Annotated in this window: 10 protein-coding genes; 7 read left to right on the top strand and 3 right to left on the bottom strand. The window is 60.6% G+C overall.

What is annotated here, in order from left to right; genetic code table 11:
• Together IRZ24_RS09000 and IRZ24_RS08995 are read right to left on the bottom strand one after the other, a co-directional pair.
• Positions 1–199: hypothetical protein (locus tag IRZ24_RS09000; protein ID WP_297162791.1), on the bottom strand; the 199-nt coding region annotated here is incomplete at its 3' end.
• A 241-nt stretch (positions 200–440) separates the two neighbouring features.
• Entirely contained in the window at positions 441–1313 is an 873-nt protein-coding gene (locus IRZ24_RS08995; protein ID WP_297162789.1) for an SAM-dependent chlorinase/fluorinase, read from the bottom strand.
• A 422-nt stretch (positions 1314–1735) separates the two neighbouring features.
• Between IRZ24_RS08995 and IRZ24_RS08990 the strand changes: the two genes are divergently transcribed.
• The 5 genes from IRZ24_RS08990 to IRZ24_RS08970 all read left to right on the top strand — a co-directional run bounded on the left by IRZ24_RS08990 (position 1736) and on the right by IRZ24_RS08970 (position 7620).
• Entirely contained in the window at positions 1736–4129 is a 2394-nt protein-coding gene (locus IRZ24_RS08990; protein WP_297162787.1) for a hypothetical protein, read from the top strand.
• 285 nt (positions 4130–4414) lie between these two features.
• A complete protein-coding gene (locus IRZ24_RS08985) occupies positions 4415–5002 on the top strand; it encodes a hypothetical protein (protein WP_297162785.1) in 588 nt (195 codons plus the stop codon).
• A gap of 382 nt (positions 5003–5384) precedes the next feature.
• A complete protein-coding gene (locus IRZ24_RS08980) occupies positions 5385–5663 on the top strand; it encodes an ATP-dependent Clp protease adaptor ClpS (protein ID WP_366914264.1) in 279 nt (92 codons plus the stop codon).
• A 328-nt stretch (positions 5664–5991) separates the two neighbouring features.
• Positions 5992–6543: a universal stress protein gene (locus IRZ24_RS08975; RefSeq protein WP_297162778.1), complete on the top strand. Its 552-nt coding sequence runs from the start codon at positions 5992–5994 to the stop codon at positions 6541–6543.
• A 480-nt stretch (positions 6544–7023) separates the two neighbouring features.
• Positions 7024–7620 (top strand): GAF domain-containing protein, encoded by a 597-nt coding sequence (locus IRZ24_RS08970; protein ID WP_297162776.1) that lies wholly within the window; start codon positions 7024–7026, stop codon positions 7618–7620.
• A 163-nt stretch (positions 7621–7783) separates the two neighbouring features.
• Here IRZ24_RS08970 and IRZ24_RS08965 read toward each other — a convergent pair whose 3' ends face one another.
• Entirely contained in the window at positions 7784–8956 is a 1173-nt protein-coding gene (locus tag IRZ24_RS08965) for a DUF711 family protein (RefSeq protein WP_297162774.1), read from the bottom strand.
• A gap of 180 nt (positions 8957–9136) precedes the next feature.
• On the opposite strand from IRZ24_RS08965, the gene IRZ24_RS08960 reads away from it, so the two are divergent.
• On the top strand, positions 9137–12265 hold the full coding sequence (locus IRZ24_RS08960) for an AAA domain-containing protein (RefSeq protein WP_297162771.1): 3129 nt from the start codon (positions 9137–9139) through the stop codon (positions 12263–12265).
• A gap of 11 nt (positions 12266–12276) precedes the next feature.
• Entirely contained in the window at positions 12277–13329 is a 1053-nt protein-coding gene (locus tag IRZ24_RS08955; RefSeq protein ID WP_297162768.1) for a ribokinase, read from the top strand.
• Positions 13330–13451: the final 122 nt, after the last annotated feature.

The following is a 13451-nucleotide window of genomic DNA, read 5'->3' as shown; positions in this document are numbered from 1 at the left end:
TGATTATACTAGCAGCTCTCCAGTCCTGAAAATAAACAGGTGAGGCGCTGAGTACAATATAATCTCCTATTGATAGAGCAAAGATGTAAAAGAGGAACCACTGCAGGCCAAACAGGCGTAAACGGCGGTGCAGTCGCTGTTCGCTCTCGCTGGCCGCTGCCCGGTGTTCTTCGCTCTTGGTGCGAGTAGTCGTAGTCATAACGCCCGGTGGCCCTCCTCTCGGGAGTGGTTGGGAGTTGCCAGAGGATCAGCCGGCGATGCTGTGTTGCTCCACTGGCGCTGAGGACGAACGGCGAAGTCGATCCAGCTTGCTAAGCAGCCCCAGGTCAGGGAGGCTCAGCAAGCAGATGGATCGACCCGCGCTCTCGCTTTATGTTGCGGTTCCTGTCTCCATCGATCAGTATACCTTCGGACAGGGAAGGGCACCAGTGCCGAAAGCACTAGCTTTCCTCTATGACTAAAGTCACGGCCTCACCGACGCTCATGCCCAGCCGGGCAGCAGCATTGCCGTTGCGAATGGCGATCCCAACATAGCCGGCGCTGTCGCTGTAGACAAAGGGTTCGTCTTCGCCAGCTTCGCCGGCAAAGAATGGCTGCCGCCGCTCAATGGTCAGGTTGTGCTGCGGCACCAGCAAGCGCACACGCGGGGCCGTGAAGAGATCTGGGACAAGCGTCAGGGGAATGCTCGTCACCAGGTTGCCAAAGTGGTCAATGTAAATGACGCTGGCCTCGATCCGCCCCCCCTCACGTCGCGGCAGATTGAGAGCAAGACGCTGCAATGCATGAGGTTCAAGGATAGTCCCGAAGTCTGCTAGCGGCACCCCACGCGCCAGATGGGCCGCTGCTGGCGCGAAGATATCTCGCCCGTGGAAGGTTGTGCTGACCACCGGCAGGCGATAGGCTGGATTTTCCAGGGCCACAGCCTGGCGTACGGGCTGTTCGGCCAGCACATAGCTGAAGAGACCGTTGTCTGGTCCGACAAAGAACCAGTCGCCGGCTTCGAGGGCAATGGCGCGCCGCTGGCTGCCTACTCCCGGGTCAACGACACAGAGAAAAATGCTGCCCGCTGGGAAATAGCGATAGGCCGTTGAAAGCAACCAGGCCCCAGCGGCAACGTTTTGGGGCGCGATGTCATGACTGATGTCAATAAGCTGGGCATGCGGCACAATGCCGGCAATGACCCCTTTCATGATGCCAACAAAGCCATCGCGCAAGCCAAAGTCGGTCATGAGGGCAATCACCGGCTGACGAACAGCGGCCCGCTCGCTGGCGTTGGTCACTCGGAATGGCTCTTCTCTGTTGCTTTGCGTCATGGTGATCTCTTTCTGGCTGCACCGGTCTCGCTGCAGGGAAGACCAGGCATTTTCTCCTTTCTGTGTAGTCGTTCTCAGAAGGGCTGTCAATAGCCCAGGGGCATGGAATCGCTCAATGGTACTGGCGACTACCTCTCCTTAGCCATTGTATGCTATACTAGCCACGATATAGAGCAGTCCTGACAAGAATACAGGTAGAATAGAAGAATAGTTCAGGCAATTTTAGCTTTTCTTGAGCCTGTTCTCTTCATGCTACGAGCGGGTGGCTTGGGTCTTCCCAGCCCAAAACGTGGTTTTGTAGTGGAGCGTTCCCTGTTGCTTCATTTATACATCATCATTATAACTAGTCGAAACTCAATGGAAAAGGAGGCGGCGCTTCTTCCCCACGTCTGCAGTCAGGGGGATGCGCTCTGCATGAGCCGATGAATGTCAGTACCGGTGGCTCGCACATTCTTATTTTTGAACGCGATCAGCAACTTGCTGCCTTGCTCAGTAGCGAGCTACAATTGGCCGGCTACGAGTGCCATATAGCTCGCACGGCAGTGGAAGTCTTTGACGCGATTGCACGCCATCAGGTGCGGCTTGTTCTGGTCAATCTGGCCCAGGCAGCGGCGGGGCGCCGTGAGTTCTGGGTGGCACTAGACGCCCAGCGGCGGGGGCGCGGCGTGCTAGTGCTGACCTATCGCTGCACCAACCTGGCCGGCTATGGCCCGTATGATCCCGAGGAGCATCGGCAGACGGTTGATGTTGAGGTGGATGGTATGCTCGGCATCATGCGTCTGGTTGAGGCTGTCCGGGCCCAGGTGCCTTTGCCGGCTACGGCCTCGCATCCCCAGGTGCGCCTGGCTGAGGTGCCAATGCAGGCGTCGCCCTCTCCTACCCTGACAAGTCTGCAGCCGACGGTTCCTCATCCGGCGGTTTTCTCCCCCGGCCCTCCGGGTCAGAGCCAGTTCAGCGAGCTGCAGCGGCAGTCATCACCGGCTCCGTCGACTTACATGGCCAATGCTCAAGCCGCTCCTTCCGCTTCGCCGCCGCCAACGTTTACCGATAAGATTCGGGCGGTGATTTACCCGGGGAGTCGTAGCTTTGCGCCGGCACCCGCGCCAGCACCGGCGCCAGCGCCAACACCGGAGACGTCGGCTTGGGGAACGCCTGCCGGAGCGGGTGGTTTCCAGGGTTCCGAGGGTATGGGAACCTACGCTTCGTCTTCTTCGGCGCGCATACCCGCTGTTCCACCAGCGGCGAGTATGGCTTCGCGCCAGCCACCCCTGAACCCGGCTGCTCAGTTCTCGCCGGCTTCCCATGCTTCTCCTTCAGCCGCTCAGGCCTACTACTCGTCTTCGCCTCAGCCTGCGCCTATGGAGTTCTATGGCCAGCAGCGTTCTCAGCCGCTCGAGGCCTTCCCGCAGGAGTCGGCAGAGACGTTCTATCAGGCCTCGAGCGCGAGGCCTTCGGGGTCCCTCTCCCAGCCATCGGCTGCGTTCCCTTCTCATGAGCCTTCGCCACAGCAGATGCCGTCGTTATCTCCTCTGTCTCAGGCAAGTCCTGCGCCTTCTGCCCCTGTTCCGCCCTCAGCGCAGCCAGCGCCGGCTTATCAGCCTGTCTTTCAGGAGAATCCCTATCAGCCCCAGCCCCATCCCCATCAGGCCTATACGCAATATGCTCCGCCCGAGGAGAAGGGCGAGTCAAGTCTTGCTCAGTTGACGCGCCTGCTACGTGAGCGCTCGGCGTCCTCCGCTGCCGGTGAGCGGGTGCCGGAGCCATATGAGACTCAAAGCCAGCTTGGAGGCGCTTCAGCCAGTGCAGCGCCCTCTAGTGCCGCGGCGCCATCGCCTCTGAGTACGGCCTCTCTGCGCGCAGCACCGATCCAGGGGCTGCAATCAGACCAGGAGCCTGATTATCGCCCCTCGCGCTCGGAGTCGTATGCGGCGGCGCGCAGCCACTTGCAGGCTCTGGCTGGCAGCAGTCCCGCCATCGGAGAGCTATCGTCGCTGCGCATGGCTCATCCGGCTTCGTCTGCCGCAGCAGTCTCTGCTCAGAACCAGACGCCCTCTGACTATGCTCAGGCGCGAGCCTCTACCGCTGAGCAGCCCGCGCTAGAGCGACGCCCGGTCTACAGTAACTCCAGCGAGGTGAGCGCTGAGCGCCTGCCCTCTAGTCAGGCGAGCGGGCCACGACAGGGCGAGCAGATCGAGCATGAGACGTCTGGGATCTCAGTCTCAGCGATGCCGGTCACTAGTCAGTCTGCTCAGGCCAGTGGGAGCGACGACCTGATTGCCGCTGCAGACGAGGAGACCAAAAAGGAGATCATGTATCCCGAGGCGGCCTCTGTCGAGTCTGCGCGCCGCTCCTCGCCGGAACGGGAGTCGGTTACGTCCGACACCACTTTGCTCGATATTGTCCAGAGCTTGCCACCAATGGAGCCACCACAGCAGCGGCAACAGCAACAGTCGCCGCCGGTTCTTAATGGGCGGGCAACCCGTTCGCTCGGTAGCGTCTTGCTGGAAGGCCACCTGGTGCCTCCTGAACGCCTGGAAGTGGCGCAGAATGTGCAGCGCATGCTGCGCGGGGTCGACCTGAATTATCAGTTGGGGGAGATCTTGCTCATGTTTAAGCTGCTCACCCCCGATCAGTTGTTGGCGGCCAGCCTGGTGAGCTATGGGTTGCTCAATACAGCGCAAATTCGCTCTCTGGGTCGCATCCGTCAGGAACTGCACTCAATGGGTCTGGAGTATGATTTGGAGAATCTGCTGATTCTCTTTCGCATCTTGACACCAGAGCAGCTACGAGAGGTACGCGCCAGTTGGTCTTCATGACGACTGCTCCGCTTCTGGGACTCTGGCTAGACGCCCGCATCTGTGGTCCTCAGCAGACCCCGAACGAACGAGAAACCTGGCCCGCAGGTGCGGGCCATCTTTATTGATGTTTTTTTGGGGCGCTTGCCCCTATCTGGCCGTCCCCTGACCTGCTCTCTCTTCCTCCTCATCAGGCTGAGGCCCGGCCTTGCTTGCTTGTCTTGCTCGCTACCTCCCGGCACGTGGATTGGCTATAATGTCTGGTGCTAAGAGAGCAGATTTTCATCCCTTGCAGGAGCCTTAGCCATGCCACAACAACAGCAACAACAGCAGCAGTTTGCCAACTATGACCTCCTGGCGGTCTTCAGCGATGAGGAGAAAGCTAGCGCGGCAGAGGGCAAGCTACGCCGTGAGGGCTTCAAGGAGGAGGAGATTTATCGCCTGAGTGCGGGTGCGGTGAAAGGGGGAGAGTTCCGCGATCACGGTCCGCGTCAGGATCGCAGCGCCTTCTTTCTGCAGACAACGCGCAGCGGCCCCCCGCTGGCACTGGTGCTGGTCCTGGCTCTGGTGACGGGTTTGATCGTGGGTTTGCTGGCTTTCGCCTTGGGTTTTGCTTTTCCCGCTTCCGAGCATGGCCTGATCACCTTGATCGGGACCGTGGTGGGCCTGGCCGTGGGCGTGCTGTTCGCTTTTATTCGCGGCAGTCGCGTGCGCGGCGCTATCGGCCAGGATGTGTCACGTCTCTCCCAAGCGTCAGCATCAACGCGAGAGGCGCGGACCGTGATCGCTTTGCGTTTGCTTGATCCTGAGAACATTAGCCGGAAGTCTCGGGCGCGCGCGATCTTGCTCAATAACGGAGGGCGCCTTGATCGCAGCGTGGGCCGTCGGGAGTAAGCAGTCGTATGCCAGACGCGGGAAGCCTGACCCGCGCAAGGCCTGCCTTGCCTGCTTTTCTTTGCCTCTCGCCAGGCCCCTCTGTCCAGGTGGCGAGCGCAACGGCGCGCTCTGCTCCCACTTTTTTCCCTTGCTGGTAGTGACGCAGCGCCCATAGCAGTCTGCCCATTGAAAATGGTCATAGCGATAATGAGGCAGGTGAGGGTCTTGCCACTCTGCTGGGCAAACACTGGTAATATTTTGGTTTCTCAATTAGAATTAGAATAGATTTGCAGCAACGTATCGGCAAAGAACGCTGGCGACCTTGGGCCAAAGCCCAGGATTGTCCACGCTGGAGAAAGAGCGTATGAAGATGAAGGCGGATATCGTGCCACTGGCCAGCCTGCAGGTTGATTTGGAAAAGCTCGCGCGCATGCGCGACGCGCTCTTTCCACCGTACAAGGTGATTCTTTTCAACGATGATGAGAACACGATGGATTATGTGGTCGCTGCCCTCTTGCAGGCCGTCCATAGTCTGACCTTACCGGAGGCCGAACGGATCATGCTGACGGCCCACGTGACAGGCAGCGCCGTGGTTGTAGTTTGCCCCAAAGAGCTGGCCGAGTACTATCAGGAGCGCCTGCTGAGCTATGGCCTGACAGCGACGATCGAGCCAGATTAGCTCCCTGGCGCTTAGCTCGCTGGCTGAGGCGCGCTGGTCGTCTAACCAGTTTGAGGCGCTGGTCAGGGTGACCAGCGCTTTGTTGATCAGATATCCCAGGCAGCCAGGAGGCAAGGACTGGCAGTATACGCTCCGACACTCGAGGCAGTGCCCGGTAGCATTGACGCTGCCAGTCTCTTCCACTTAGAATCTGTAGAAGGGTCTGCAGGGAGGCAGCCTTCAGGCTCTTTTAGGCGTCGGCAGAGGAGCAACGCGCAGAGCCTGCAAAAGATCCGAACGAAGATGATGCTGTTTTGTCAGATTCGAGTTCGAGAAGAGGGGAGACTCTATGGTTCACCTATGGCGCTCAAAAGCGAAAGAGGAGGCCGAGACCACCAAGGCGCCCGGGGTCGGAGCCACCGGCGATATCGCAGTCATTGTTGAGGGGAAGAAACTGGATACGGAACTGGTCAGGTTAGCTTGCCTGATGGCTAAGCGCGCAAAACGCAAGGTCCACCTGGTCCACATCATCGAAGTTCCCCGTACCCTCCCCCTCAAGGCTGTCCTCACTGAGAAGTCAAACGCCGCCAATAAGTTGCTCTCCGAGGCCATCGCGATCGCCGAAGAGGCTGGCTGCGATGCTGTCGCAGAGATTGTGCAGGCCCGCGATGCCGGCCCGGCTATTGTGGATGAAGCCCGCGACCACGGCTGCGCTCTGATTATGCTAGGATTGGTACGTAGCCACCGCTCTCAGAATAACCTGGGCAAGACGATTCCGTATGTGCTGCTCAATGCTCCCTGCCGTGTCTGGGTCATTCAGGACCCCAATGGCACGACGACGAATTGCGCACCTACTACAGCCACTACGAGCAGCAGCGAGGTGAATGCCTCGAAAGTCTGATGACCTGGCACACGACGCACTTTTCTCACGTTTCTCTGCTGAGCAGGCAAGAAGATAATAGCTTATGATCATTTCAGTACATTACGCTGCTGAATACGGGTGAGGCGCACGCCATACGCTCAGTCTGGCTAAGTCGTAGACAGAGCGCTTGCTCCCCGGGGCAAGCATAGGCAGAGGGTACGATGGAAAAGGGTACCTTGCCAGCGGGATTGGTATCGCTCTTTTCCGACCGCCCTCGTAGCCGTAGCTGTGCCGCGCCGCCCGGCTCAAGGGTGCCTCCTGCTCTTCACGCCTGGTGACCGTTTGCGGCTGCGGGTGGTCTTTTTTTCTCTTCTTATTGCTCGCTCGCTTGCTTTGTCAAGAGCGGCCTTTCTCTCATCGCAGCCAGTATGCTAATATGCTATAATGGAAGTGGGTGGAATTCTTCTTTTTGTTGACTCAACCGGCTATCACTAGCTCAATCCTGGGAGGAGTCTCGCCATGACGACCAGCCCACAGAACGCAGGACCACCACGCTCCCATAAGGACTACTATACGGCCCTTCACCAGGCCGCCTTGACTTTCTCTTCAAGCCTGGAGCTGGATGAGGTGCTGCATAGCGTTGCCAAGAGCATTGCTGAGGCCATGCAGGTCAAAGCCTGTGTGCTGCGCCTGCTGAATAAGCGCACTGGTCAGCTTGAGATCAGTGCTTTCTATGGGTTGAGCAGTGACTATCTTGGCAAGGGTCCGGTAGATATCTCTCACAGCCCCATCGATCACGAAGTGCTCCAGAGCGGCAAGCCCGTCTTTATCCCTGACGTGCGCGTCGACCCTCGTTTCCAGTATCAGGAGGCCGCGCGACGTGAGGGGTTGGTCTCGTTGCTCTGTGTCCCGCTGGAGGTGCGTGGCGAGGCCATTGGTGTCTTGCGGGTCTATACCGCTGAGCCGACAACCTTCCATGAGGACGATGTCCAGTTCCTGACTGTTCTCGCCAGCCTGGCGGCACTCGCCATTGAGAACGCCAGACTGTACGAGAACCTGAAGAGTTCTTATGATGGCGTAATGGAAGCCCTTTGGGGAAGCAGCCTCAGTCGCTAGGCGTAAGCTGGAAGCTCTACGCCGGCTGACTGCTTGATCGGCTGGCTACCCGGCTTTGCCCAGCCCTCGACGCTTGTGTCTTGGCCCGCTTTTTATCCCTTAGTGTTCGCTGACCGATGCTGGCTTTTTGCCGCTCTGGCCCTGGCCCGAGCCTGCTTCCGCTTTAGCGCACAAGGGTATTGGTGAGATACGGCGAAGTAAAGGCCGTGCGCTCACCGGCTCGTTTGCCAGGTACCGGGAAGAGCCGGGCGGCTAGCGGCTTGTGCAGACGGATGGCCAGGGTAGCGACGTCGAGAAGCAGGGCCGATATGAGTTGTTCTGGACTGTCGCCCGGCAGGGGAATGGTGTCCAGCCCTGTGCCACAGACGGCGGAGTAGAGCAGCAACTGATGAATATGCAGGCGCCCCTCTTCCCAGCGCTGCCCTAAGATGGCATCCTCCAAGACAGGCAGCATGAGGCCGCAGTAGCCGCAGGTCGGTAGAGTAGTGCTCTGAAGGCCGCGCGTAATGGCAGCAGCGACAGCCAGGCTGCCGGGATCGCCAACGAGGCCATAACCACAGGCTTCGAGAGCGGGGACGATGCTCTCTTGACCGAGGGGAGCTGGCGAGAGGTCTAGGCCATTGTAGTGCAGGTGCAGTTCTTCACTGAGCGTGTTCACCAGGATGGAGAGCGGCCTCAGTTGCTCTTCAAGGGTGTGGCGCACAATGGCGCTGATGGCTTCTAGCGGTAATGGCCGCCTGGTGGCCGCTGCGGTCTCCAGGGCCTGGCTCAGGAGGGGTGCGCTCTGGAGGCCAAGAGCGAGACTGGCCGGGCCGCGATGATAGGCCGCGGGGAAGAAAGGGCAACCCGCTTCAACGCAGGCAAGCATGGCAAAGCGGAAGTTGCCATCTCCCTCGGGGGTCTCCTGTGCCAGGCGGCGCATCAGGCGAGCAACCAGCGGAGCCGCCTCCTGGCGTAGACCTTGTGCGTTGCTAGCCAGGAGGACGCTGGCATTGAGAGCCGGGTTGGCTATGAGGAGGTCGGCCAGCAAGTTCAGGCGATCAAGGGGCCAGGCTGGCTCAACAGCCAGGGCCGGGCCGAGCGAGCAGAAGGCGATCTCAACTTCGCTCAGCATGGCTTGGAGTTCGCCTCCATAGCGCTCGATAGCGCTGGCTGGCCAGTCGGCCAGGTCGCTCAGCAGTGGCCGGGTGGCAAGGCGGAGCGTTTGTACTTCATAGCCCGCCTCGTGCAGGCGTGCAGCGATGGTGCGTAGGTCCTGGGACAGGCGCCTGATGTTGTTGGCTGTCAGGGGATGTGGCTCGGCTACGCCCAGGGTAACGGTGCGAATGGTGACCATTGTTGCTGACTCCTTTCCTCCCTCGTTGCTATCTGTATACAATATTTCCAGAACCAGGATATGCCATTTCACGGCGGGTCGCCAATAAACCTGGCCTGACAGCTCTCCGGGCCTTGGGCCGGGTCGTTGTGGGGCTTTTGCCGCAAGCTTCCTGCCAGAGAGAGGTGACAGCCAGGCGCTATGTCTACGATCTCAGAGACCGCGCAGCAGGCTGGCGCCTGCTTTTTGTGCCCTCTTGATGCCTCAGCTCGCTCTTGCGCTGTCCCTCGTCTGGAGGGACGCCTCCTTGCCGCCTGGGAACAAGCGACTGGCTCTGCTGCCAGCTCCAGAGCGGGTGAGCGTTTGCCCTACCTCCTGTTGAAGACCGCCGAAGGGCTGGTTTCTCTGCAGTTGACACGCGATTATCGTCGGCTAGTGCAGGAGCTGCGGGCGCGCGGTCGCAGCGCGCGGGGCCTGCTGTTGCGTGTCTATCATCTGCCCGAGCCGGCGCAGCCCGCCGAGCAGCAGGGACGCCCTGTCCTCTCTTATCGCGCTGGTCCGTGGACACTGGTCGTGGTCGAGCCGGATACGCTGCTCAACATTACGGATCTGCTCTACGCCGAGTATTGTCCGCGTCAGTATCTGCTTCAGCGCCTGCTTCCCAGTGGGGCAACGCTGGAGACGCTGCGGGGCACGCTGGTCCATACCTGCTTTAAGGAGCTATTGAAAGCCTTTGATCGCGGGCTGCTGGCGGCAGAGGAGGGCCAGGCATTAGCTTTGTTGCGTCAGCAACTGCGTCGGGCCTTGGAGCGTAGCCGCCTTGAGTTGGCGCTGTTGAATATTGCTCCCGCACAGTTGGAGGCCGAGGTGATGCCCCATCTGGAAAGCCTGGCGAGCTGGTTTGAGCAACAGCGTACGACGCTGTGGGATGCTCCTGTCCCCGTCGAAGGCGTTCTGAGCAGCTCAGGGGCGACGGAGCATAGCGAGCACCTGGTACGAGCTGAGACCTTCTTGCTAGCGCCGGAGATCGGCCTGAAGGGGCGTCTTGATGTGCTCTGGCAGCAAGGGGGACGCCGCCGCTTGTTGGAGCTGAAGACAGGCGGAGCCTCGGGACCACTGCCGCGCCGCAATCATCGCTGGCAGGTGCATGGCTATCATGCGCTGTTGACGGTCCGTCGCCAAGCCCGAACCCAGAAGGCGCTGGCTACTCTGCTCTATAGCGGTACGCCCGGCGAGGCTCAGGCCTTCGGGATTCCGTTTTCGATCCGCGAGCTGCAGCAGGTGAATGAGCAGCGCAATCTGCTGGTCATCAGCCATGTGACCGGCGAGCCATGTGCCCCACCAGGTCCGGCGCGCTGCGCGAAGTGTGCGCTACTGGAGGAGTGCCGGCTTGTTTCTTGGCTGCTGGCCTGGGAGCCGCCGGCGCTCGCTTCTGAAGGGGAGGCCTCAGCCGCTTCTGACGAGTCTGCGCCGCCGCCCTTGGCTTCCTCGCTGACGGAGTACGATCGTGCTTTCTTTGCCCACTACTATCGCTTGCTGCATAGCGAGGGACGGGCCAGCGAGCAAGAGCAGGCTCTGCTTTGGCGGGCACCAGTGGCTGAGCATGTGGCACGCGGGATGGCAATCGCTGGCCTGATGCCGCTGGAGCCGCCTCAGCCGACCGCACAAGGGGAGTGGGTGCAGCGCTTTCGCTGTGAGAATCGCTCAGAGCTGCGCAGCGGCGATGAGATCCTGCTCTGTGATGGTCATCCCCTGGATGGCGAGGTGGTCACGGGTACCATTCTGGAGATCGGGGCGCGGGAGGTGACAGTCTGGACCCCTGAGCTGATCACCAATCCAACCTTGATCGAACGCCATGCCACCGATGTGGTTCATGTGCGCACCTTGCAGAATCTTTGGCGCTGGCTGCAGGTGGAGCCGCGCTTGCGTGAGTTGGTCTACGGCCAGCGACGTCCACGCTTTAGTCGCGAGCCGGTGGCGCCACGAGCAGATTTCAATCGTGAGCAGAATCTAGCTGTAGAGCGCGCGCTCCAGATGCAGGACTATCTGCTGATCCACGGCCCGCCAGGTACAGGCAAGACGGCGGTAATTGCAGAGATTGTGAAGCGGCTCTGTCAGCGCGGCGAACGGGTCTTGTTGGCTGCCTTTACGAATCAGGCGGTGGATAACATGCTGCTGCGCCTGGAGACCGAGGGCTTTCACGACTACCTGCGCCTCGGCCATGAGCGCAGTGTGGCTGAGGGCGTGCAGGATCATCTTTTGAAGCACCTGGCACCGCTCTCGTCGGAGCCGCCGGAGTCAGAGACCGCTACCGTCCCCACATTAGAGACCGCCGAGTTGCGGGCCGCATTGCGCACGTTGCCTGTGGTGGCTTCGACAACTGCCACTTGGTCTTCGGAGCGCTATACCCCAGAAGAGGGACAGGAGGATGGGAGCGGTCCTCTGCTGCGCTTCGATGTGGCCTTGATCGATGAGGCTGGTCAGTTAACGGTTCCCGCTTTGCTTGGGGCCTTGCGTTTTGCCCGGCGCTTCATTCTGGTGGGCGATGAAAAGCAGCTTCCGCCTCTGGTGCTCAGTCGCGAGGCGGCAGCAGCAGGCCTGCGCGAGTCGCTGTTTAGCTTGCTGAAGCGGCGCGATGAGGAGTATGTGGCAGCGCACCCCGGAGCTGAGAGCGCCTGCGTGGCCCTGACTACTCAGTACCGCATGCATGAGCAGATCGCGGCCTTCCCCTCGCGCTTCTTCTACGGGGGGGAGCTGCGCCCTCATCCGTCGGTAGCCCGGCGCCAGTTGGCCTTGCGTACGCCGTCTGTGCCTCCGCTGGGCGAGCGTCCGGCGGTCTTGCAGGCCTTGCGTCCAGCTCAGCCCTTGGTCTTTCTCGATGTGACCACTCCTGAGAGCGAGGCACGAGTGAGCCAGGCTGAGGCACGTTTGGTACGTGAGTTGGTGACAGCCCTGCTTGCTCGGGGGGTGGGCCCCTCCCAGATCGGGATTATTGCCCCTTACCGCGCCCAGGTGGCGAACCTGCGCCGCCATCTGGTGTGGAAACAGTACGGCGCTCCCCATCCCGCTTTGACCATCGATACGGTCGATCGCTTTCAGGGCGGTGAGCGTACGGTAATCATCATCTCTTTCGCAACAACGCAGGCGCCGTCGCCGGATAGCCTGCTCTACGAGTTTTTGACCGATGCACATCGCCTCAATGTGGCTTTAACACGCGCCCAGCGTAAGCTGATCCTGGTTGGCCATGCCGCCGCGCTGGAGAGGCTGCCGATCCTGGGCGACCTGCTGCGGTATTGCCGCGAGCGCGAGGCCTTTATTTCTACCGAATAGGAGTACGCCCAATGATGGAGGAGCAGAAGCGCATTTTAGTGGTTGGCAGCCTGAACATGGATCAGGTGGTCACGGTGCCACGCCTGCCGGCCCTCGGCGAGACCCTGCTAGGGGCTGGCTCGCTGAAGCTGGTGCCCGGCGGGAAGGGCGCTAATCAGGCGGTGGCAATGGCACGGCTGGGAGAACAGGTGATCATGGCTGGCCGGGTGGGCCGTGATCCTTTCGGACAGCAGTTGCTGGCTGCTTTGCAGACCACGGGCGTCTCTACCGCTCTGGTAGCCGTCGATGAGGAGGAAGCAAGTGGCACAGCCTTCATTTTCCTGGTGAAGGGGGACAATGCTATCATTGTGGCTGCCGGGGCTAATGGACGCGTTGGGAGCGACTCCGGCCATCTCGCCCAAATTGAAGAGGCCCTCGGCAGGGCTTCCGCTCTGGTGCTCCAGCTCGAAATTCCTCTGTCGACCGTCACGCACTTGATTCAGGCAGCGCGGGCCGCGGCTGTTCCGGTGGTGCTGAACGCTGCGCCGGCTCAGCCCCTCAGTCCTGAGTTGCTGCGTCAGGTCGACCTGCTGATCGTCAATGAGCATGAGGCTCAGGCGCTCGTTGCGGCCTTGGAGCCAGCCCTGACCTCTGCTAGCTACGCTCCCGGCCCGCAAGCTAGCGCGCCGGCTTCTGAAGACGCCCTGGCTCAGGCGCGGCGACTGGCGCTGCGTTTGCATAGACATGGAGTGACAACGGTCGCGGTGACGCTCGGCGCGGCGGGGGCGCTTCTGGTGACGCGCGATGCTCAGGTCCCCTCGGGCACGGATGCCGGGCAGGCTGCTCCGCTCTGCCTCTATGAGCCGGCGCCTCGTGTCCAGGTGATCGATACGACGGCGGCGGGCGACTGCTTCGTAGGAGCCTTGACTGTCGCTCTGCTGGAAGGTCAGACCCCAGCCCAGGCTCTGCGCTTCGCGGTCTATGCTAGCGCACTGAAGGTGACGCGCTTCGGTGCTCAGTCCGGCCTTCCAACCCGCGCTGAGGTGATGGCTTTTTTGGCCGGCGGCTCCCCGAGATCGGAGTAATGCCCTCTTGGACTAGACGCCTCGGCGCATCTGCGCTCACAGGCTTTTTTTGACAAGGTCTAGGCCTTGCGCTATATTTATGTGGAGTAATCCCTACTATGTTACTTGGGATAACATAGAGG

Origin of the sequence: Thermogemmatispora sp., assembly GCF_019683755.1 — a bacterium.
Lineage (GTDB): Bacteria > Chloroflexota > Ktedonobacteria > Ktedonobacterales > Ktedonobacteraceae > Thermogemmatispora.
This window is presented reverse-complemented; position numbering and strand designations above follow the sequence as displayed.

What these genes read in the sequence shown, in the direction of transcription:
- IRZ24_RS08955 (WP_297162768.1), top strand. Translation starts at nt 12,277, where the DNA reads ATGATGGAGGAGCAGAAGCGCATTTTAGTGGTTGGCAGCCTGAACATG.
- IRZ24_RS08995 (WP_297162789.1), bottom strand. Translation starts at nt 1,313, where the DNA reads ATGACGCAAAGCAACAGAGAAGAGCCATTCCGAGTGACCAACGCCAGC.
- IRZ24_RS08975 (WP_297162778.1), top strand. Translation starts at nt 5,992, where the DNA reads ATGGTTCACCTATGGCGCTCAAAAGCGAAAGAGGAGGCCGAGACCACC.
- IRZ24_RS08990 (WP_297162787.1), top strand. Translation starts at nt 1,736, where the DNA reads ATGAATGTCAGTACCGGTGGCTCGCACATTCTTATTTTTGAACGCGAT.
- IRZ24_RS08965 (WP_297162774.1), bottom strand. Translation starts at nt 8,956, where the DNA reads ATGGTCACCATTCGCACCGTTACCCTGGGCGTAGCCGAGCCACATCCC.
- IRZ24_RS08985 (WP_297162785.1), top strand. Translation starts at nt 4,415, where the DNA reads ATGCCACAACAACAGCAACAACAGCAGCAGTTTGCCAACTATGACCTC.
- IRZ24_RS08960 (WP_297162771.1), top strand. Translation starts at nt 9,137, where the DNA reads ATGTCTACGATCTCAGAGACCGCGCAGCAGGCTGGCGCCTGCTTTTTG.
- IRZ24_RS08970 (WP_297162776.1), top strand. Translation starts at nt 7,024, where the DNA reads ATGACGACCAGCCCACAGAACGCAGGACCACCACGCTCCCATAAGGAC.